21 protein-coding genes and 1 pseudogene are annotated in these 21,747 nt (G+C 51.5%); 13 read left to right on the forward strand and 9 right to left on the reverse strand.

Going from position 1 to position 21,747, the window contains the following annotated elements; genetic code table 11:
- Positions 1-282 (forward strand): annotated as a pseudogene (locus ABSB80_RS07810) (ammonium transporter); the annotation flags it as partial.
- Between the two features lie 15 nt (positions 283-297).
- Positions 298-627, forward strand: a complete 330-nt coding sequence (locus ABSB80_RS07815; RefSeq protein WP_428369811.1) for a P-II family nitrogen regulator — start codon at positions 298-300, stop codon at positions 625-627.
- 111 nt (positions 628-738) lie between these two features.
- Here ABSB80_RS07815 and ABSB80_RS07820 read toward each other — a convergent pair whose 3' ends face one another.
- Positions 739-897 (reverse strand): hypothetical protein, encoded by a 159-nt coding sequence (locus tag ABSB80_RS07820; RefSeq protein ID WP_428369813.1) that lies wholly within the window; start codon positions 895-897, stop codon positions 739-741.
- A gap of 43 nt (positions 898-940) precedes the next feature.
- Entirely contained in the window at positions 941-1,186 is a 246-nt protein-coding gene (locus tag ABSB80_RS07825) for a hypothetical protein (RefSeq protein ID WP_428369815.1), read from the reverse strand.
- 106 nt (positions 1,187-1,292) lie between these two features.
- On the opposite strand from ABSB80_RS07825, the gene ABSB80_RS07830 reads away from it, so the two are divergent.
- A complete protein-coding gene (locus ABSB80_RS07830) occupies positions 1,293-2,441 on the forward strand; it encodes a hypothetical protein (RefSeq protein ID WP_428369817.1) in 1,149 nt (382 codons plus the stop codon).
- Positions 2,442-2,490: 49 nt separating this feature from the next.
- Here the strand turns inward: ABSB80_RS07830 and ABSB80_RS07835 are convergent, their stop codons facing one another.
- Entirely contained in the window at positions 2,491-4,080 is a 1,590-nt protein-coding gene (locus ABSB80_RS07835; RefSeq protein WP_428369819.1) for an FMN-binding glutamate synthase family protein, read from the reverse strand.
- Positions 4,081-4,442: 362 nt separating this feature from the next.
- On the opposite strand from ABSB80_RS07835, the gene ABSB80_RS07840 reads away from it, so the two are divergent.
- On the forward strand, positions 4,443-4,694 hold the full coding sequence (locus ABSB80_RS07840) for a DUF7123 family protein (protein WP_428369821.1): 252 nt from the start codon (positions 4,443-4,445) through the stop codon (positions 4,692-4,694).
- 26 nt (positions 4,695-4,720) lie between these two features.
- A complete protein-coding gene (locus ABSB80_RS07845; protein WP_428369823.1) occupies positions 4,721-4,909 on the forward strand; it encodes a hypothetical protein in 189 nt (62 codons plus the stop codon).
- Positions 4,910-4,957: 48 nt separating this feature from the next.
- On the opposite strand, the gene ABSB80_RS07850 is transcribed toward ABSB80_RS07845, so the two are convergent.
- The gene (locus ABSB80_RS07850) at positions 4,958-5,653 is read right to left on the reverse strand and encodes a hypothetical protein (RefSeq protein WP_428369825.1); all 696 of its coding nucleotides are present in this window, start codon (positions 5,651-5,653) and stop codon (positions 4,958-4,960) included.
- A gap of 473 nt (positions 5,654-6,126) precedes the next feature.
- On the opposite strand from ABSB80_RS07850, the gene ABSB80_RS07855 reads away from it, so the two are divergent.
- Entirely contained in the window at positions 6,127-6,366 is a 240-nt protein-coding gene (locus ABSB80_RS07855; protein WP_428369827.1) for a hypothetical protein, read from the forward strand.
- 31 nt (positions 6,367-6,397) lie between these two features.
- Here the strand turns inward: ABSB80_RS07855 and ABSB80_RS07860 are convergent, their stop codons facing one another.
- The 3 genes from ABSB80_RS07860 to ABSB80_RS07870 all read right to left on the reverse strand — a co-directional run bounded on the left by ABSB80_RS07860 (position 6,398) and on the right by ABSB80_RS07870 (position 9,460).
- Entirely contained in the window at positions 6,398-7,204 is an 807-nt protein-coding gene (locus ABSB80_RS07860; protein ID WP_428369829.1) for a CheR family methyltransferase, read from the reverse strand.
- Between the two features lie 26 nt (positions 7,205-7,230).
- Positions 7,231-7,701 (reverse strand): chemotaxis protein CheW, encoded by a 471-nt coding sequence (locus ABSB80_RS07865; RefSeq protein ID WP_428369831.1) that lies wholly within the window; start codon positions 7,699-7,701, stop codon positions 7,231-7,233.
- A 91-nt stretch (positions 7,702-7,792) separates the two neighbouring features.
- The gene (locus tag ABSB80_RS07870; protein WP_428369833.1) at positions 7,793-9,460 is read right to left on the reverse strand and encodes a PAS domain S-box protein; all 1,668 of its coding nucleotides are present in this window, start codon (positions 9,458-9,460) and stop codon (positions 7,793-7,795) included.
- 331 nt (positions 9,461-9,791) lie between these two features.
- Here ABSB80_RS07870 and ABSB80_RS07875 point away from each other — a divergent pair, with 331 nt between their 5' ends.
- The 7 genes from ABSB80_RS07875 to ade all read left to right on the forward strand — a co-directional run bounded on the left by ABSB80_RS07875 (position 9,792) and on the right by ade (position 19,368).
- Entirely contained in the window at positions 9,792-11,906 is a 2,115-nt protein-coding gene (locus tag ABSB80_RS07875; RefSeq protein WP_428369835.1) for a HAMP domain-containing methyl-accepting chemotaxis protein, read from the forward strand.
- A gap of 11 nt (positions 11,907-11,917) precedes the next feature.
- Positions 11,918-12,508 carry a chemotaxis protein CheW gene (locus ABSB80_RS07880; protein ID WP_428369837.1) on the forward strand — a complete coding sequence of 197 codons (591 nt, stop codon included), beginning with the start codon at positions 11,918-11,920 and terminating at the stop codon, positions 12,506-12,508.
- A gap of 111 nt (positions 12,509-12,619) precedes the next feature.
- Complete coding sequence (locus ABSB80_RS07885; RefSeq protein ID WP_428369839.1) at positions 12,620-14,731, forward strand: HAMP domain-containing methyl-accepting chemotaxis protein; 2,112 nt, start codon at positions 12,620-12,622, stop codon at positions 14,729-14,731.
- 16 nt (positions 14,732-14,747) lie between these two features.
- The gene (locus tag ABSB80_RS07890) at positions 14,748-15,338 is read left to right on the forward strand and encodes a chemotaxis protein CheW (RefSeq protein WP_428369841.1); all 591 of its coding nucleotides are present in this window, start codon (positions 14,748-14,750) and stop codon (positions 15,336-15,338) included.
- An 89-nt stretch (positions 15,339-15,427) separates the two neighbouring features.
- The gene (locus ABSB80_RS07895) at positions 15,428-17,029 is read left to right on the forward strand and encodes a methyl-accepting chemotaxis protein (protein ID WP_428369843.1); all 1,602 of its coding nucleotides are present in this window, start codon (positions 15,428-15,430) and stop codon (positions 17,027-17,029) included.
- Between the two features lie 304 nt (positions 17,030-17,333).
- Complete coding sequence (locus ABSB80_RS07900) at positions 17,334-17,690, forward strand: hypothetical protein (protein ID WP_428369845.1); 357 nt, start codon at positions 17,334-17,336, stop codon at positions 17,688-17,690.
- A 4-nt stretch (positions 17,691-17,694) separates the two neighbouring features.
- A complete protein-coding gene (gene ade, locus ABSB80_RS07905) occupies positions 17,695-19,368 on the forward strand; it encodes an adenine deaminase (protein WP_428369847.1) in 1,674 nt (557 codons plus the stop codon).
- 351 nt (positions 19,369-19,719) lie between these two features.
- Here ade and ABSB80_RS07910 read toward each other — a convergent pair whose 3' ends face one another.
- Both ABSB80_RS07910 and ABSB80_RS07915 read right to left on the reverse strand, forming a co-directional pair.
- Positions 19,720-20,289 (reverse strand): hypothetical protein, encoded by a 570-nt coding sequence (locus ABSB80_RS07910; RefSeq protein ID WP_428369849.1) that lies wholly within the window; start codon positions 20,287-20,289, stop codon positions 19,720-19,722.
- A 711-nt stretch (positions 20,290-21,000) separates the two neighbouring features.
- Positions 21,001-21,741: a heparan-alpha-glucosaminide N-acetyltransferase gene (locus ABSB80_RS07915; RefSeq protein WP_428369851.1), complete on the reverse strand. Its 741-nt coding sequence runs from the start codon at positions 21,739-21,741 to the stop codon at positions 21,001-21,003.
- Positions 21,742-21,747: the final 6 nt, after the last annotated feature.

Consider the following 21,747-nt stretch of genomic DNA (forward strand, 5'->3'; position numbering starts at 1 on the left):
GAAAGCCTTGATGCCTGGGCAGTCCACGGCATGGGCGGCCTCTGGGGCGCACTCGCAACCGGCATCTTCGCGGCAGCAGCGGTCAATGGAGCTTCGGGGCTTCTGGAAGGAAATGTCCACCAGTTTGTAGCAGATGTTGCGGGTGCTTTCGCTGCCCTTATCTATGCGTTTGTTATAACATACATACTTGCAATCATTATCGACAAGACTATCGGCATGCGGGTAACCGAAAAGAAGGGATGTGTCGGTCTCGACATCTCCCAGCATGGAGAGCGGTGCTGATTTTGAGGGATTAACATGAAAATGGTAAAAGCAGTCATTAAACCTGAACGATTTGAGTTTGTAAAAAAAGCCCTTGAAGACAAAGGATTCAACGGGATGACTATTACTGAGGTCAAAGGCAGGGGCGAACAGAAGGGTATCGCTCTTGAATATCGCGGCGGTCTCATGATCGTTGATCTTCTTCCCAAAATCGCTCTTGAGATCGTTGTTAGTGACAAGGATCTCGATACCCTGATCGAAACGATTACCGAATCAGCGAGGACCGGAAAGATCGGTGACGGCAAGATCTTTATTATTCCCGTCGAGAAAGCCATCAGAATCAGGACCGGGGAGATCGAATCGTAAAGTTTGTTTCATTCACTTGAAACTCCCAGAATCACTCAGGACCAGACCCTTTTTACGAAAATACGAATTAAAATTATCTTTGTAATAGTATAATAATCCGGGAAAGAATTGTTACAATCCCAGGAAAGCGTGTAATTTCATCTCGATATGAGATGAAACCGGATGATGACCTGGCAACGTGAAGGTATTCTGGTCTTCATAAATTGCCTTCTCGATATCCTCATCGGAAATTCCGTATTTCTGATGATCCACGATCTCATGGAAGAACACTTTCCCGGCACCGGGTATTATCCGGCACAGGGACACATATCCATCACTTGTCCGGATATAAAAATAGGAATTTCCTATCTGGGAGCTCGGGCATTCCTGAACCTGGTTGAGGATCTTCAGGTAGTCCGATTCTGATGCATCCGGCATGAAATACCGGGGCAATGATACTGAGCCACTCACTTTTTTTACAGTAACCATCAAGAATCCCCTCGCCTTCCCTTTCCCTTCTTATGTCCTCTTGAATACAGAACTGAATGCAGTCCTGAGGTACGAAGGCAATATCTTGCATGTACATATATATTTTTCTATAAGTATCTAGATGCGGTGAAAATACGACTAATCGGCAGCAAAGCAGATTGTTATCTACTATTAGACCAGTAATTCTTTACTGTATCATGATACCGTGGCTGAGTTCCAATTTTAAAAATTTCAAACCCAATGCGGCAATTGCGCTCAACGCCACGAGACACATGAACAAGGTTGAACGCAGAAAATTGTTCTCTCCTGACATTGAACCGATGCGGACCGCCGAAGGACGCTGGTTTGAAGCAATCGTGTATGAGATGTTTCTTGAGATCTCCAAGAGATCAAACCGCATCAAATACCTTGCCATGAAAGGTGCCGATGCCCCGAGAAAGCGGGAAGAAGTAAGGCTTGGCCAGAACGGGCTTTTCTATTCAAAATACGGGGATATTACGGTGAGGGGCAATGGCCAGGACCTTGCGGAGTTTGATCTTCTTCTCGTAGATTCCGATAACCATGTGGCATTTGCCGAAGTCGTGACCTCTCCTTCAGACTTGAAAGAGTTCGAGCAGGAGATCGCATTCAAGAAAAAACTCCTTGGCTACCTCTACGCACAGAAGACGACACCTTTTCTGCTGGTCTCTTCGTTCGATTTATCGAATTATTCCGTTGTCAAACGGCTTGCAAAGGACAAGACCAATGCGATTATCCATACAAGCTCCTGCGAGCAGATCAAGTCGCTTGTCAAACATTACCGTCCTAGGATCCTCTACAATACTCCGGAGAACCACCCGAAGTTGATACGAGCAACCGAAATTCCTATCAAAAGACCCTTTGATTATAAACAATATCATGACGAAGTCCGAGACCGTATCTTCTCCGAGATCAGCAAATCCGGTGGAAGGATGCACCCGGAGATATCAGACCAGACGGGCCAGCTGGTAAAAAAAGTGCTCTACGGGGGGATATTTCCGCAATCGGTAAAATCCCTCTGTGATATTTACGGGTTGAGTGTGAAAGGAAGGAAGATCGAGTTTGCCGATTTTTCAAAATATTATACCAAAGCTATTATCGCCACCGATCTTCCCGGTTACGAGATTATCATCTACCTGCGTTCGCGGCAGAAAAAAGAGTATCATAAAATGATCCAGCATAAAGACGGCCATTTCAAGTTCGAGCGCCCGACCCCGTCCCGAGTGGGTTTCTTCCTCTGGCTGGAGTCGATCCAGCCGACACTTGGTACCCGTATCACACTCCGGCTTCTGGAAGCGTTCAGTATTGGGCCGAGAGTGAATAAATAATCGGTACATAAAATAGTGGTTCGCTAAAAAATTCAGAGCCAGATTTTCATCAGTCCAGCAGAATTTCAAGCGCCTCATCTTTATAAGCCTTCATTACGTAGGCGATACCGGAAATAGTTGCAGCCTCCTCGGTAAGCGCCATGACGTCCCGGCGCGAAACATACGGTATGGAGAAATTTCTGGTTCCTGCCATAATCTGCTGGAAACCGGTCCGGAACTTCTCGGCAAAGGTATACATGCCAAGTGCGCCGAATGGTATTTCTTTCATACGTTCTCCATATTTCTGCTTCAGGTCCTCATAACAGACAAATATTTCTTCTGCAGCCGTCCCGTATTTCGAGACGGTTTTCGGCAGTTCACCGGCATCAAGCCACTTGCCGATATTTTTTCCCACCATCGCGGGAATCATCAGGCCCCTCCCCATACAGACCGCCTTAACGTAAGGGCTTCCCATGGCCAGTGCCTTGAAGACGTTTGGCTCATCCGTGAACCCCCCGGCCATCGCGATATCCGGGACTTTCATACCCTTGCGGCTCAACCGCTCGCAGAATTCGTACATCAGTGACTGGAGGTAAAAAGTGGGGATCCCCCACTCATTCATCATCGGCCACGGACTCATACCCGTACCTCCCGAGGCCCCATCGATGGTGAGCAGGTCTATCTTTGCTTCTGCTCCATACCGGATGGCCATTGCAAGTTCCACCGCGGAATAGGCCCCGGTCTTCAGGGTGATCCGTTTGAAGCCGATATCCCGGAGACGGTCAACTTCTTCCAGAAATCCCTCCCGTGTCACAAACCCCAGTCTTGAGTGACGTTCGAACTCCCTTACGGCACCTGATTTAAAGGATATCTGATGTACTTTGACCGTCGGGTCCGGTAGTACGATATACCCTCTTTTTTTCAACTCGGCCGCGCGTTCCAGAGTCGGGACTTTGATCTCGCCTCCGATACTTTTTGCACCTTGGCCCCATTTGAGTTCGATCGTTTCCAAGTTATGCCTGCTCGCCACATATTCAGCAGCACCGATCCGTGTGTCCTCGACATTCATCTGGACCAGCATTTCACCGTATCCTTCAGAAAAACGGCGGTAAATTTCCACGCGCCTATCCATTTCCGGCGATTTTTTCACTTTTCCATTCATGTCCAGCTCAAGCTGGGGGTCAACACCGCAGACATTTTCACCGCAGACACAGGTTATTCCGGAAATCGCTGCTCCAATTGCAATCTGCTCCCAGTTCACCCGTGCGATCTCAGTCGAACCCAAAGCACCGGTAAAGATGGGGAGGCGCATCTTTACTTTGAGATTCCACCCGTACGATGTCTCAGTATTGACCGATGAGAAGACCGCGGTATCAGGACCTGCCTCTACACCTTCAGGCATACCTTTGGCACCGACGGCATACCCTTGGATGTTGAGGTGGGAATAGTCGACGGGATAATTCTTGTCAGCCCCCGCAGTGACTTCCCCGAACGGCCCGGGGTAGAGTACTTCCCTCCCCCGGAATGATGACAGCCATAACTCGCAGTTTCCCTTGCACCCGTCAATACACCGGGAACAGATCCCGGACATTGGGGAGACATTTCTCGAACGGTTTATGGTTCCTGTTGCCTCATTTGCATTGGGTTGTCGCAGATTCACGATTCACATCCTGAATCCAGGGCCGCATTTCGTTCGCAACAGAATGCCGGAGAAGCGAGGTGAGTGCGATCCTGTATAAAAAGGGGTTATGTCAGAAATAGTAATAATCTCTTGCATTCCCGTGAAAGGTAAAAAGGTCATAAAAACTTTTTTTTTAAAGAAATCCCGATAATTATTGCTTTAAAATGCCCGGAATTCGCGCTAATATATTCCACGGGAAACTGCTCACCAAACTGGCCGGTAAATTCTTTCTGGACAAAATCCTGGCCGCGTAATTCAAAAAAGACCGAAATCTGGGCAGGATAATCAGATATTTATATATAGAAGTTGATCTATATGAGATTTTAATGCTGAGGCACAACATGTCAACTACCAAAAAAATCCGTGAGACGTATAATGAGACCCAGCACAAGATCGTTTTGTATCTCGGCTCGGGGATAACCAAGGGAAAACACTATTTCAAGTCAAAATACATAGCAAAAGATCTCGGGCTATCGCCAAAAGAAGTGGGAACAAACATGGCCATCCTCGCTGAACATTGTAAGGAACTTGATATTATCAGGTGGAGCTATTCGAACAGCACGACATGGATGGTTACGCCTCGTGCAATCTGATACTACCATTATTGTCCCTTTTTATCATGGCAAAAGTTCTTGATTTCGAAGCTGAGATCGAATTTGTTGCGGATATCAACGACTACAAAGACTGCCTTATGTCCCAGGACCCGACACAGGAAAATCCCATTGCGCTCTGGTTCAATATTGATATCCCTAAAGGGCACATGCTGAAAGCGGGTGACCGTGTCAGGGTAATTGTCGAAAAAATATGATTAGTGCGCGGATTCATTTACGCGAGAGTTGATGGTAGAGAACCCTGTCTAGGCAGGTTTGTATGCATCATAATAGTTCCGCGCTGTTTCCAGAGTTATGCGGTAGCGATCGATATAGGCCGTCGAGATGATCATATACACATCCGTATTCGAAACCTGGATAATACGGTAGGATGACCCCCGGTTCAGGATCTCTTCACCGTTAATAATGGAACCATTGGATGCGTAACAGAGAACCATTCGGAAATCCCCGTATTGGGGGGTAAGATTTGCCGTCACCGTCGTATTGAGCACCCAGACCGGATAGGGGACCGAGAATATCTGGGTCAGACCACCACTACGGTTATACTCAATAAAAGCAAACGGTACCATATCCTGACGGTTTGCCAGAATGTCCGACGCCCCGAATATTACCATATTCTCCGGAAGCTTGAACCTCGGATACGTGAACGGCTTATTGGTGTAAAATATCTGGTAGAGTGCTGCACCGGTCGCTACGGCAGTTGGCGTTGTTATTGTTTGAGGGGTTACGAAACCACTTTGATTCGGATTCAACTCCGTGGAAAGAGTTCCCTGAGTGGTTGCGACGCCACTGGTATTCGGACCCAGCCCGTGAGGAATTATGGTCGTTGTCGGAACTGCCTGAACGGATGATCCCGTCAGGTGCTGGGGGTTTGCCACAAGAGCAATAACAAGGACGAGAACAAGTCCGCCCACAACTGTGAGGATATCACCGGATTCCACATATAGTACTTGGAGACGAGATAAAAAAACATGACGATTATCAACCAGGATTAAAGTGGGGTGGAAGAATTATTCTGGCTGGATCCGGGAATTATATACCTGCTGCCGATCTTTCTAGATATTATTTTTTATATGCCATATCCCAACCTGACATTTTTTTAATCGACACAGAAAGATCTGACAATTTTTTTTATTTCCTCATCCGAACCGTCCCCGACGAATTTGGATGAGGATACCCGGGGGTGTTCAAAAATTTTGAGAACAAAAACGTGCATCTCACACCAAAAGTATTGGTGATCCAACAATGTTCCGCTTCTCATTCATCTGATGAATCACTTCTTTCCGGATCCGATAATTCATGCATGAGGGTTAATGGATGCGGATAGGATCCATGGAGTATTGTTTTAAATAATTGCCTCGTATGCCCCAGCATACCGGATATCTTATTATGCGTTTGATGAGTAAGGATGTGTATGGAGTTGCCCGGGCTGCGGACATGGGTTGTCTTTTACCTGATCTCGTTTGTCGTCCTGCTATGGGCAGCGTTCCTGTCAGCCCAGGGCGTGATGGTCTGGGTCAGCCTGTTTCTGATCATCCTTATTATCGGAATCAACTTCGTCACCGTCTTGAACCAGATAAAAATGCACTCTGCCAGGAAAGAATTCCAGCATAACCTGACCAAAGGGTTCGACCGGGGTAAAGATAAAGAATGAGACTTCCGGGCGTCCACATCGTGGGCCCGGATCAGGACTTTTTGATAAAGATCTTCAGGGATGAATTGAAAGAAGTGAAGAGGTTCTCGACCTGCCGGCCCAGGTACTCGGTCTTACCCATGACATAAAATCCGTTGGTGACAAGTGCGCTATGGAACGTGCGTGCAAGGTCATCTTTCTGCTTCTCGTTAAAATAAATCGTGACGTTCCGACAGGTGATCAGATCGAGGAAACGAGAGGGCGGCACACCGCTCATCAGGTCATGCGGGCGGAACCGTATGAGGTCTTTGAGATGCTGTTTTGCCTCGTATGAGCCATTGGGCAGCTGGGTGAAATGCTTCTGGACAACCGAGATCGGGAGTTTTTTGATGAGCTTGTCTTCAAACACGCCGGCTTTTGCCTTCCCGAGTACCACTTGGTCGATATCAGTAGCGATGATATAACCGGATATATCTTGATGGGTGGCCATCAGCTCGTACAGGATTATGGCCAGCGAATATGGCTCTTCACCGGTCGAACTTCCGGCACACCAGATGGAAATCCGTTTCCGGTCCTTGATGATGGCGGGAAGAATTACCATCTTGATCGCATCGAAAACTTCCTTGTCACGGAAAAACTCCGTGACATTGATTGTGAGCGCTTTTCGCAGCAGCTCCATCTCCGGCGGGTTGGTTTTTACGTAATGCAGGTACTCTGCATAGGAATTAGTATTGGTGGATCGCATCCTGGAAAAAAACCGTCGCTTGATATAATCTTCCTTGTAATTGGAACAGAAGATCTTGAGGTTCTGTTCAACGAAATGCTTGAGCTGGAGAAATTCATTCTGGTTTTCAATCATATCCATAATCCTGATTATGTAGGCAACTACTTCTTTTCTATATCCTTAAATAATTTTAGAATATCCAGCCAGATAACAAGACCGCTTCCCTGCTTTGTCTCACCGGCGGAGAACATATTGATGATTCCCTTGACGTAATTGCCTTCTTTCTCCCCGCTCTCTTCTGATGCCTGCTTCACCTGCGACACGGGTACCACGACCACACTTGCAACCGAGTCTACAACAATCCCAACGTTGTTTCCCTTGATGGTATCTGCCGTGAAGACAATGATCTTCTGGCTTTTCGAGAGCTCTTTGGGCGGCAGGGCAAGGTGTTTGTTCAGATTTACGATGTTGGTGATCTCACCGCGGAGGTTAATGACACCCGTTATATAGGGGGGCGCCCGTGGTATGGGAGTTATCGGTACCATTTCCACAATTTCGCGGATAATGTTGATATCGATCGCATAACGTCCGTCCGCAAGGGCAAACTCAATTACTTCAATTGATGATTCCATGATTCGCCTCCAAGTCTCCGTCGGATTAACATCTGATCAACGTTGGTCTCCATTGTAAGTTTCCTAACTGCCTTTTCAGGGTGCACAAGTGTCATAATGTCCGGTACGCCCCCTCGGGAACAAGAATCTCGAACCGTGCCCCTGTACCCTCAGTGCCTGTCTCCTGGATTGTGAGTCCGGTGATGGCGAGCACTTCCTGTGAGAAAAAGAGCCCGTAACTGATCCTGCCGGAACGTGTGTGCTCGAATATGAGCTCTTTTTTCCCCTGAGGAATACCAACACCGTCATCCTCGCATACGATGACTAGGGCACGTTTCCGCTTCTCACCGGAAAACCGGATGGCGGAGACATGTCCCCCGTGTTCGATTGAGTTTGTGATAAGGTTTGAGAAAACTTTCTCGATCAGGTCATCAGCAAATATTTCTATATTGGAAATATCCGATTTCAGGGATATTTTTCCCAGATCTACCGAAGATGCAGCCGCCCGGATACTCTCCGCAACATTCGTCCAGCGTGGGGGCTGCAGCCCGATGTTCTGGTAATCGCGAGTGAAGCTGATCTGCTGCTGGATGGTCTTTATGACTTCCTGCTGGCGGTCAAAGATCTCGGTGATCTTCTTGTTCTTGGTCTGGGCCCTTGCCACACCGAGGTAACCGAGAAGTTTGGTGAGCCCGTTCAGGACATCGTGCCGAGTAATGCTATTTAAGAGAATGATCTGTTTTGCTGCGCGGCGCAGTGCATCCTCGGACCTCTTTCGTTCCTGGATATTCATGAGAATGCCATGATAACCGCTCATGACCTCATTCCGGTAAAGTGCCCTGCCGGATGTCTGAACCCAGCGAGGAGTACCATCCTTTCCTAGAATCCTGAACTCAAATGGTTCCGTTGTCCCTGACCTGCCATGTTCCATGCCTTTGATGAACGACATGATATCATCCTTAAAGATAAAGTCCTGCAGCTGGCGTCCGAGGAGTTCCATAGGTTCGTATGCGGTAACCTGACGGATAACCGGGCTTATGTAGGTGATCGTGCCGTGATCATTGAGCGTAAAGATCACATCCCGCATATTCTCTACGAGATTGCGATACTTTTCCTCAGATTCCTGGAGAGCTTTTTCGATCTTCTTGTGCTCCTGGAGTTTTTCTTCAAGTTCCTTGTTGGCAATGATAAGCTCTTCAGGTGGCTCCTTGATCCGCCCTTCAAGATCCTGCTGGTAGTCTTTCCATCGTGAGGTCTCTTCAAAGATGATACCGAGCCCTTTGTTGCCCTGGTCAAACACCAGTGGCAGGAGTTTCATGCGGAATGTACGTGGTTTGCCACCAATGTCGATATCCTCTTCCAGTTCCTTTTCCTCGCCTTCCATAGCCTCTGCGATGATCTCGAGGTGGTGGGAGGTCATGTGCTGCGCAAGCGGTGAATGGGTGATCTGCGTGCCAATGATCGCCTCACGTTCAAGCTTGAAGAAACGCAGAAGTGCGTCGTTCACCTGCTGGATGAAGAGGTCGTCATCGAGGATCATGATGAGATCTGAAGAGAAACTCAGCATCTGGGACAAGGGCACGCGGTGGGAAAGGCTGAACAATTTTGCCGGCCCAAGGCTGCGCATCTCGGCCTGCCCCGACACAACAAGAAGGTTGAGGTACTTGGCCGCGGTCCCCCTGTTAAGCCCGAGCTTCTGGGATACATCTTCAATAGTCAGCCCCTTTGGGTATTGTTCAAGAATCTCCCGGATGCGGACAACCTCACTCTCCTTTACCATGCTTCGAAACGCTCCTTATTGATATTCAACCTGCACTGGCGCTCCAGTGATTGGTAATAATAAACATATTCATTCAACTATTTTAACCATTGCATCTAACCGCCATAAGCCATAATATTTATATACTATTGTTTACCAACGATGTTGTTACCCACAGTTCGCCCGGAAGGCTAACATTTCCGGACCGTCGCGGTGCCCCGTGGCGGGCGCCGCATACCACGGTACCCTCGCGGGTTCACTGGAAAACAGCGCACAAAGAACCCACATGGGCAGGATTCATGGGAGACCACATGGGGTTACGATCTGAAAAAGGAGGAAAAAGGAGAACCATATGCAGTTCATTGATGACATGAAGATGGGAAAGAAGTTGATCGGGGCATTCCTGATCATCACGTTGATTGCCGTTGTTATCGCGGTTATTGGATATACCAATCTCGTAACAACGAGCAGTGCTACAACATCACTCTATGAAGATTCGGTAATACCAACCGGACAGATTGGTGTTGCGTCTGCTGATTTCCAGCAGCTGAGAGCCGAACTCTACCGGTACATTTTCGTACCGGATTCACGTTCTACGGAAGAACAGACTACTATTCCCCAACTCAAAGATGAGATAAAAGCTCAGATGGATGGCTACCGTGCAACATCCTTATCTGATGCTGATAAGACCAACCTGGCCAAGTTCGACAGTGCGTATGCGGATTTCCTGACGCAGTATGATCTGACCATCGCTGCGGCCAAGAAAAATGACATGACAACCGTGAATGCCCAGCTTGCAGCGGGTTCACCCCTTATCAACGCACGGACGGACACGGTCAATGCACTGAAAGCTGCTGTCGCTGCTAATCAGAAGGACGCAAAAGCCCTGGAAACTTCGTCAGCCCAGTCAGCTACAGGAGCCCAGATGACGATGATTGTTGCCACGATCATTGGCATTGTCATTGCAATTGCACTGGCACTCTACCTGTCCAAGAGCATTACCGAGCCATTAACCACGGTATCAACCAATCTCAAAAAGCTCAGCAAGGGAATTGTCAGCACGAGGCTGAACATTACACGGAAGGACGAGATCGGGGATATGGCACGAGTCATGGATTCCTATGCAAATGGTCTCCAGAAATTCGTCGTAGGAGGCATGAAGAAGATCGCTGAAGGGGATCTTACGGTTAATCTCAAGGTCCAGGATGAAAAAGATGAGATCTCTCCTTCACTGAATACCATCAATGCCACGCTTAAGGCACTGGTTGAAGAGGCCACCACGCTCTCAACCGCTGCAGTCCAGGGCCGTCTCGCGACCCGCGGCAACGCGGAAAAGTTCAAAGGAGGGTACCGGGAGATCGTCAAGGGCGTCAACAACACTCTCGATGCCTTTGTCGCTCCGGTGAACGAGGCCATGAAGGTGTCTAATGAATACGCGGCAGGCAACTTCACCGCACGAGTGGACAAAAACCTCAAGGTCCAGGGAGACTTCATCAAGTTCAAGGAATCCCTTGACAACATAGGCGAGCAGGTCTCAAAGGCGATGCGGGGCATCAACACGCAGGTGACCAACCTTGCATCGAGTGCCGAGGAAGCCAACGCAAGCGTCGAGGAAGTGGCTGCAGGAGCAGGACAGGTCGCAAAGAACGCAGCCGCGGTCAGCTCCAATGCTGACAAGACTACGCAGGGTATCGAGCAGGTCCAGAGAGCCATGGAGGATCTCTCGCGCACAATTCAGGAAGTGGCCAACAAAGCCGAGGTTGTCGCCAAGATCGTTGACGACACTACTACCTATAGCAAGGAAGGCATGGAACTTGCGCAGAAGACCGAGTCCGGTATGCAGGGCATCACCAAGTCCTCGAACGAAGTCAACCAGATCATCCTCGAGATCAAAGGGCAGATGGACAAGATCAGCGAGATCGTCAACCTGATCACGGACCTCGCCAACCAGACCAACCTCCTCGCCCTTAACGCGGCTATCGAGGCTGCGCGGGCAGGGGACGCAGGGCGCGGGTTTGCAGTCGTCGCAACGGAAGTCAAGTCCCTTGCTGTTGAATCACGGGCCTCTGCCGAGAAGATTGCCGAGATGATCGACAACCTCCAGAAGCAGACCAACCATGCAGTGGACGCAGTCGCCGCTGCAAACACCGGGGTCAAGGAGGGCAGTGAGGCACTGCACGATACCTTGTCAAGTTTCAACAAGATCGTCGGCACCATTGACCAGATCAGCAGGAATGTCGGCGAAGTGGCGGCAGCCTCCGAAGAGCAGGCCGCATCCGTTGAGGAAGTAACCGCAAGTATCAGCGAAGTCGGCAAACTGATGCAGGACACCGCGAAGGAGTCGACCGATGCCGCGGCTGCGAGCGAAGAGTCGTCTGCTGCCATCGACCAGATTACCAAAGTCGTCGGTAATGTCAACACCATCATCGATCAGGTGACAAAAGAGATCTCGCGGTTCAAGTGCTGACGGAGGTTATCATGGCAAAAACAACCAAGGAAAAAGAGACAGCCCAACCTTCCCACCCGGATCCTGAAACCACCGTACCCGACAGAGAAAGCCCGAAAAGCCGGCGGGAAAAGCGCCACGAGAAAGGGAGCCTCCAGGTCGTGGAGTTCCTGCTCGGCAGGGAGCGGTATGCAGTCGACCTGTTCGATGTCCGGGAAGTTGTTGAATATACAACCATCACCAAACTTCCCAATACTGCGACCTACATGAAGGGGATCATCGATCTCCGCGGCGAGATCACGACCATCGTGGATCTCAAGGAACGCCTGCATATCCCTGCAGGAAATGAGACGAACGAGGAGAACAGCCGGATCATTGTCCTGGACGAGAAGATCACCCGGGCCAAGACCGGCATCATGGTGGACGATGTCCTGTCGGTCTCCACCTTCGATACAAAGGACATCGATTCCACATCCGCAGCGGATATGGAAGATGATGGAGCGATCCTCGGAATCATCAAAAAGAAGGTAAAGGACAAGGATCACGAGAAGAACGACCTGATCATCTGGATTGACATCCGGCACCTGGTCAAAGACATCGGCGAGGTAGTACCTATCGCATGACTTTTTGTACATGCACCGGGGGACTGAAAATCCGGCAGCGCAAAAAGCACGAAAAAAATACAGAATCATTTACTGATTACGGCACACTACAGCAAAAATGGAGAGGAGAAAATGAAATTCATTGACGACATGAAACTCAGCAAAAAAATGATTGGCGGCTTTCTCGTCGTAACCGCCATTATGATTATTGTAGCGTTTGCGGGATACACCAGCATGGGTGCCATCAATGACCGGGACAAGGAGATGTATAACGGAGAACTTCTCCCGATCGATTACCTCAACAATGCAAATGCCGCTCTCCTGGGAGTGCAGGGTAATGTGTACAATTATATTCTGCTTCCGAATGAACGGGCTGCATCGTTAACAACGCTCAACGCGGATCTGGATACTGCCAAAAAGAATATGAATGCATACCGGGCACTTCCGCTCACCCAGGAGGAAAAGGACCAGCTGGCCCTCTATGATTCTGCATACGCAGAGTATACGTCCTCAGTGACCGAAGTGATCACGAACGTGGATTCCGGTAAAACAACTGTCGCACTATCTTCCGTCCAAAAAGATGGGAGGACTGCCAACGCGATGGAGCAGGTAAACCTGCCCCTCTCACAGCTGATGGATCTCAAGATCCATCAGGCAAGTGACCTCTCCGGTTCCAACCAGGGAGTGTATACCAATGCCAGCCTGCTGCTGTTCATTGCAACGGTGATTGGGCTCATAGTCTCAGTCCTGATCGCCCTTTTCCTGACGCGGAGCATTGCAGAACCGGTTGACAAAGTGAAAGAGAACATCAAGGAGATCCACCAGGGCCACCTCTCCAACAGGCTCAATCTCAACCGCAAGGACGAGATCGGCGAGATGGCGGATGCCCTCGACAAGTTTGCTGTGGAGTTCCAGAAATACATTCTCGGCACCATGGACATGGTTGCTGCCGGTGATCTCTCGCGGAACCTCAAGCCCCGGAATGACACGGACCAGATCGTCCCGCCCATCAAGAAGATGATCGAGACCCTCCGGGCAGTCATCGAGGAGTCCAACAAGATGTCCATCGCTGCCGTCGAGGGAAAACTCAATGTCCGCGGTGATGCCGACAAGTTTAAGGGCGGGTACTGGGAGATTGTTGCCGGCATCAACAAGACGTTTGACAGCGTGGTCACCCCCCTCAACGAAGGGATGCGCATATCCGAGGAATATGCCGCAGGCAACTTCATCGCCCGGTTTGACGAATCGGTCAAAATGCGGGGAGAATTCAAAAAATTCAAGACTTCGCTCAATGACATCGGCGAGCAAGTCTCAAAGGCGATGCGGGGCATCAGCACGCAGGTGACCGACCTCGCCGCTTCCGCCGAAGAGGCAAATGCCAGCGTCGAGGAGGTGGCGGCAGGAGCCGGGCAGGTTGCCAAGAACGCGGCAGCAGTCAGCGCCAATGCTGATAAGACCACGCAGGGCATTGAGCAGGTCCAGAAAGCCATGGAAGACCTCTCACGCACCATTCAGGAGGTCGCAAACAAAGCCGAAGCAGTGGCAAGGATCGTTGACGATACGACCACCTACAGTAAGGAAGGCATGGAGCTTGCCCAGAAGACCGACTCCGGCATGCAGGGCATCACCCGCTCGTCCAGTGATGTAAACCGGATCATCCTTGAGATCAAGGGACAGATGGACAAGATCAGCGAGATCGTCAACCTGATCACCGACCTTGCAAACCAGACCAACCTGCTTGCCCTCAATGCAGCCATTGAAGCAGCGCGGGCAGGAGACGCAGGCCGCGGGTTCGCGGTCGTCGCAACCGAGGTCAAATCACTCGCGGTCGAGTCACGGGCTTCTGCCGAGAAGATCGCCGAGATGATCGACAACCTCCAGAAGCAGACCAACCACGCGGTGGACGCGGTTTCGGCTGCAAACACCGGTGTCAGGGAAGGCAGTGCGGCACTGCATGACACTCTCGCAAGCTTCAACAAGATCGTCTCCTCCATCGACGCGATCAGTAGGAATGTTACCGAAGTTGCAGCTGCATCCGAAGAACAGGCTGCATCGGTGGAAGAAGTGACCGCAAGTGTCAGCGAAGTCGGCCTGCTGATGCAGAGCACGGCAAAGGAGTCGACCGATTCTGCAGCTGCGAGCGAGGAGTCGTCTGCTGCAATCGACCAGATCACCAAGGTCATAGGAAATGTCAACACCATCGTAGATCAGGTAACAAAGGAAATCTCCCGGTTCAAGTGCTGAATGGGCATGGAGCATCATGACAAAACCAGCAAGGGAAAGAAAAGATGACGCACCTGCGCAGCCAGACCCCCGGGCCGCACAACCGGAAGCAGTACCGACTCGGGCCCAACCGGAAAACAGGTACACAAAGGGCAGCCTCCAGGTCGTGGAATTCCTGCTCGGGGAGGAACGGTATGCCGTCGATCTCTACGATATACGGGAAGTGGTGGAATATACTACCATCACAAAACTTCCCAACACCCCTTCTTACATGAAAGGGATCATCGACCTCCGCGGTGAGATAACGACCATCGTCGATCTCAAAGATCGCCTGCATATCCATGGAGGAAGTGAGACAAATGAGGAGAACAGCCGTATCATTGTCCTGGACGAGAAGATCACCCGGGCCAAGACCGGCATCATGGTGGACGATGTCCTGTCGGTTTCCACCCTCGATACAAAGGACATCGATTCCACATCCGCAGCGGATGTGGAGGATGATGGAGCGATCCTCGGGATCATCAAAAAGAAGGTAAAGGACAAGGAACAGGAGAGAAACGAGCTGATCATCTGGATCGATATCCGGCACCTGGTCAAAGACATCGGCGAGGTCGTTCCCCTTGCGTAGCCGATGCGTGCCTTCGGAGGATCAGGCCCGTCGCGGCCACCAGCACAATGAGGCCAACCCGGATGTTATGGATAATCAGGTGACAGACCATGTACCCCAGTGAAGAAAGCATTATTGAACAGGTTCTCAAAGGCGATACCAACGCACGTGTTCCGGAGCGCAGGTTCCCTCCCGGTGCAGCCCGCAGGGTGCAAGCCATCAACCGGCTTATAAACAAATACGGCGAGGCACTCAGGAAGAAAGATGAAGCTGCAGCTCTCTTTAACGAGAACCCGGTCCCAATCGTCCGGTACGATGAAAAATTCAACATCCTGATGGTCAACCCGGCATTCCTTGAATGTTCCGGGTATAACAAGGACAAGGTCACTGCGATGAATGCCCACGACTTCAAAGTGACAAAAGCCGAAGGCCACGGCATCAAGGAAGCGGTCAGGACAAAACAACGGGCATTCGGGCGGATGGAAATCGAGATGCCGTCCGGGAAAAAGGTCTTCGATGCCTATACTATTCCTCTGCTCAACAAGGAAGGCAACATCCGTGGATTCATGGGCGTGTATGTCGATGTCACGCAGATCGTAAAGGGACAGCGTTACATGGAGCATGAAGTGGAGCGCCTGATTGCAACGTACGGCCTTATAGCCCAGGGCGATATCTCTGCCCAGTACCTTCTTACCGAACCCGACAAGGACACGCGCGCCACCTACGAGCAGGTCGCACGGCTCCACGAAGCGGTCAGCGGGATAGTTGCGAACCTCGAAGAGAATGTCCGGGATGTCAATATGCGGATGGAGGAGCTCACAAGGCGGGCAGAACAGGCCGCGGCCAGAATCCGCGACGCCTCGGAAAGCATTCAGGAGATCGCCCGGAATACCGGCAAGGTCAGCGAGAACTCCGAGAATGCATCACGGAGCGTCGACGGGATCCTGAAAGCGGTGAGCGACATGAGCTCTGCGATTCAGGACATCACGACTAACATGGATAATGCTGCAAGTCTTTCGGCCAAAGCCAACGAGCTCTCCTATGCAGGAGCACGGCTTGCCAAAAATGTTGAGACCAGCATGAAGGACATTGCCGGATCGAGCGGCAGGGTCTCCGAGATCGTTACCCATATTGACGGCAGGATGGGGGAGATTACTGCCATCGTGGATGTCATTACGGATATCTCGAGCCAGACCAACATGCTTGCACTCAATGCCGCGATCGAAGCAGCCCGGGCCGGGGACGCAGGCAGAGGTTTTGCTGTCGTAGCCGAAGAAGTGAAATCGCTTGCCGACGAGTCCCGCTTATCAGCAGATAAGATCACCAAGATGATTGCTGGTTTCAGGGAAGAGAGTCGCAAGGCGTCACAGGCAATGGTGGAGTCATCGGCCATGGTCAGCCAGGGCAATACCATGGTAAAAGAGACCCTGACCGCTTTCAGCCAGATTGCACAGGCCGTTGAAGCAGTAGCCAAGAGTGTGGCGGATGTAGCCGCGACAACTGAGGAGCAGGCTGCCACGACCCAGGAGATAACAGCAAGTATTTCCGAAGTTGCGCAGATGGTGGAAAAGACATCCAAGGAAGCCGGGGAGTCTGCGGCCTCGACGCAACAGTCATCGGCTGCCATTGATGAAATTTCCCGCATGATCACAGAAGTCAGTGTCGTCTCCCGCGAAGCAATGGAAGTAAACCAGCGGTTCAAAGTCAGCTGAAATACTCCCTTCTATCCAGTTTCCCGGAATTTCTGCGGGTGCATTGCACCCGCACCAGCCGGGATACGGTTAAAAAACCGTGCAGTCAGTCTCAAAAGAACCATGCCGTCAGAAAAAAGGGGTGCTTTTTTTACTCTGTCACAACCCCATAAGGTCTTCTTCTCCTCTCTCCGGAATCCAAAAGAGCTCCGGAGTGCCGGAACCCTTACCAGGATCACTTAACGCTTTACGGAACGGAGATATGATTGATGTTCGTGTCATCATTCCGCCATATATTTTATGGTTAGGGGTTTATGATTGGATCATGAATGCCCGGGTTTCCCGTCCGGTAGCGACCACGTCCGTCTTAATCCTCGTCCTGCTGGTATGCGGGTGTATCTCTGTTTCTGTGGGGGATGTGTCATACGGGAACGGGACGCTGGCTATCCGGGTAACGGATAATACCGGGCCCTCCGATGGCTATATACAGGTGACCGTGTACCGTATCCAGGACCTGCACCAGCAGGAGTTTACGGTTATTGAAGGGCCGGTTATCCTGAATAAGGGCGAAAATACCATCTTTTTTCCCGCACAGATCGGGTCCGGCCAGTACAAACTGTATGTGTACCTCATCCAGAACGGGGAACGCAAAACGGCCGTAATACGCGATATTGTTGTGTGATCTCATGCAAAGCCGAATACAAAAGATACTGGATGCAGCCCGGGGGCGGATATCTGCGGATGCCGTTTTCAGGAATTCCAGGATATTTAATCCGTTCACCTGCACATGGGAAGAGGGCAGTCTCGCAGTGAAAGACGGCCTTGTCCTGGGAATCGGGGACTATGCCGGGAAAAAAGAATATGATCTTGCCGGTTTGTACATCGTCCCCGGCCTGATCGATGCCCATGCCCATATCGAAAGTTCGCTTCTCGCACCCAGGGAGTATGCGCGGCTCGCAGCCACGCATGGCACGACTACGGTCGTCGCTGACCCGCACGAGATTGCTAATGTCGCAGGGGCAGAGGGGCTGAAGTTCATGCTCGCCGAGAGCGCCGGAGCCGATATCGACATATTGTATATGCTCCCGTCCTGCGTCCCTGCAACCCCGCTGGACGTGGGCGGGGCGGTGCTGGAGGCCGCGGACCTCGCACCGTTTACCGGGTGCAAGGGAGTCATCGGTCTTGGCGAGATGATGAACGTGCCGGGAGTTCTTGCAGGTGATCCGGCTATTCAGGAAAAACTCGCCCTCTTCACTCTTCGCGACGGTCACGCACCGCTCCTTTCCGGCAAAGACCTCAACGCCTACATCCTTGCAGGGTTCCAGAGCGATCACGAATGCACGACCCGGGCAGAAGCATGTGAGAAACTCAAAAAAGGGATGTATATTTTTATCCGGGAAGGATCAATCGAACAGAATATCGAAGAGCTCATCTCGATAGTAACCCCGGCAACGGTATCCCGCTGCTGCTTTGCCACTGATGACTGCCATGCGGATCTTCTCGTGGGAGAAGGGCATATCGACCGCTGTATCCGGAAGGCGGTTGCGTGCGGGATTACGCCGGAACTGGCGATCCGGATGGCGACCCTGTCGGCTGCCGAGCGGTTCGGCCTTCCCGATCGCGGGGCGCTCGTCCCGGGGCGCCGGGCGGATTTCTGCGTTATCGACAGCCCGTACAGGTTCGTCGTGCACCAGGTCTTCCGGTCCGGTATCCCCCTCGTTCAGGGGGAGTTCCTGGAGCCTGCCGCTCCCCCGTCCTCATTCCGGTGCCGGATGCCGTCTGCTGAAGAGATCGCGATCAAAGGGAGCGGCAGCGCCCGGGTGATCGGGCTTGTCCCTCACCAGATCATTACGGAGTCCCTGACCCGTGCTGTTGTCGGAAAGGATGTCCCGGACCTGTCCCGCGACATCCTGAAAGTTGTTGTCTGTAACCGGTACGGTAACGATGCAGTCGGTGTCGGCCTCGTGCACGGGTTTGGATTCGAGCACGGTGCTGTTGCCAGTAGTATCTCCCACGATGCCCACAACCTCGTTGCTGTCGGGACGGGCGATGCCGCTATCCTCTCGGCGATCGGGGAAGTCATTCGTTCAGGGGGTGCAATGGCCGCAGTTATTGATCAGGAAAAGGCAGTACTCCCCCTCAGTTGTGCCGGGCTGATGTCTTCCCTGCCGTTCCCGCTTGTGGCCGGACAACAGGAAAAACTCGCTGAAATGACCGGAAGGATGGGCGGGATAGCTGACCCCTTCATGTACCTCTCGTTTTTATCCCTCACCGTGATTCCTGTATTACGCATCACGGACCGTGGTGTGTTTGATACAGAATTGTTCCGGGATGTGCCATTGTTTGTGAAAGAGGAATAAATCGGCTCTGGAGAAATCCTCATAAATCCTCTCAACGCTCTTGGGGGAGCCCGCTGTTCCCGGAGGGAAGAGTGGGCTGGAGAAGAACTCATCAGAGTTCTTCGACGTGAGAGAGAGGGGTCACACTCATAACCGTCGAAAATTGTAAGCGAATCATGCGATCAAATAGGATTTCTCCAGAACCGATAATTCCGTCAGCCGGTTTTCCTTAAGGAATTGTTACTGGGAGAGCAGGATCAGGGCAACACCCGGCACCATCAACCCGGCACCGACACCCCCCGTAAGAGGACGGGAGCGATCATGGAATTTTCATAGTTCCTGGTGCCCATCAGGATAAACCAGAGCAGGTCACTATGCTGTCTCGCCGTTACCCGCGATGCCGGGAGTCGTGTTCAGGGTCCCGTTCATGTCCGGGCCAGTCACGGATAATCCTGCAGGTACCGGGACCGGGCGGACAATAATCTCCCGCATCACCCCGCAGTCGGACACCAGCCGGTAGCGTTCCGGATCCCAGCCGGTAGTTACAAACCGGTAGATACGGGTGGATTCCCCGGGCCGCAGGACAGACTTATTTGGTGTGCCGGGCGGTTCTGCGCCCATGCGGGTGACCCATGACCCGGTAATTGACTGGAATTGTACCGAGAATGACGGGGGGTTCCCGGAACAGTCAAGTACGCCGGTACCGTCATTCGAGACATAAAATTCGACAACTTCGCCGATATTGTAGATGTCGGTATCCGTGTGGACATAGTCTGAGGTTTCTTCCGGTTGCTTGATGGTGACCTGGTACGATGCCGCAGGATTACGCTGGGCAGGCATCGTGTTTACAGACCGTGTGTTTACCGGTGATGAGCACCCGGCCGCCAGCAGAGCACCGAGAACGATAATGATGAGGACGGGCAGAATATACCCAGGTTTCATACGGTCACCCGGACCCGTGAAATCATTTTTAAAAAAAATCGGAAAACAGAATTCATCATACGAGATCCACTCCCTTTGTTACCATGCAAATCTGCCGGGTCTGGGTAAATAATTTATTCAATTCCTGGCACGGAATGAACCCAAAAAATTGGCTTTGTTGAAATCCCATTTTTTTCCTGTAATCCGGTACAATTTTTCATCCCGTTACGAGCGTGACCCCCTCTCTCTCAAGTCGAAGAACTCTGATGAGTTCTTCTCCAGCCCACTCTTCCCTTCGGGAACAGCGGGCTCCCCAGAGGGGGAGGCAACGCAAGGGGAGCACTCCCCTTGCCCCCCTTTTTCATCTCTTCATTTTATCAGGGTTTTTCACCAACCTTCTGAGGGACTATCCCAATATGGGGGATGCTGCCATCGCCGCAGGCATGGCAGGCTCGAGAAAATGTTTCGACATTTTCGAGCTGCCACAGCGGCGGGGGCGGAGGCATTATATGCCGCAGCACCCAAGAGCGTCGTAGAATATCTGAGCATTTCTACAGAGCAAAAAATCCTTTTTTGGGAAGACCGGAAGAACGGCGTCCCGCCAGGAATTTTTTTAAACCTGGTTGAAAGGGTGATGAGGTTCACACGCATCTGATGACGTGGACAAAAGGTTCGTCCGGAAAATATCACGAAAGGAAAATTACCGGAAAAACCCAACGGATTTTTAAAAGATCACAGGATGTTCGTGCCCGTCGCCATGCCGAGCAGGATGATGATGACCGGCTGGTGGACGAGATAGATGAGGAGCGAGTGCCGGCCCAGGAAAGCGAGTGGTGCGCTGAAAAGATCCGGAAGGCGGGGTACCGCGAACTGCCGCACACCGCCGGTATACAGGAAGTCCCCGATCCCTATTCCGACCAAGACGACCCCGAACCAGGGAAAAAGCGGGGTATAGTCGACCGAGGTAAAGCCTGCCGGGTGGATGCCAAACGGCAGCAGCCACCAGGGGCCGTAGATACCGGTCAGGAAAAACCCGGCAAGAATACAGCAGGACCCGATTATGAGGTTATATCTCCCGAACCGGAAAAAGAGCGGAGAGAGCATCACTGACACCCCGATCAGGTGCAGGATACCAAAGATAATGAAGCCCTCGCCGAGATACAGCCACGTTGCTGCCGTGACCAGGAGGCCGAGTGAGAAGATGCCCGCCCCACGCAGGAGGAACTTTTTTGTGAGGGCTGATCCGGACAGTTTTGCGGCAGCACGGTCGTGGCTGACGACAAGAGAGACCCCCACGATCAGGAGGAATAGGGTCGCAGTCGCGTAGGCAAAGTACCGCCAGAAACCGGTCGAGACGTCGACCGGCGCAATGGAAAAAAAACTGACATCGAAGAGCGTGTGGAAGAGCACCATCATGAGGATCGCGATCCCGCGGGCAGTGTCGATCTCGATAAACCGCGGCCGCTCATCCATACAGAA

Source organism: Methanoregula sp., assembly GCF_050010295.1.
GTDB lineage: Archaea > Halobacteriota > Methanomicrobia > Methanomicrobiales > Methanospirillaceae > Methanoregula.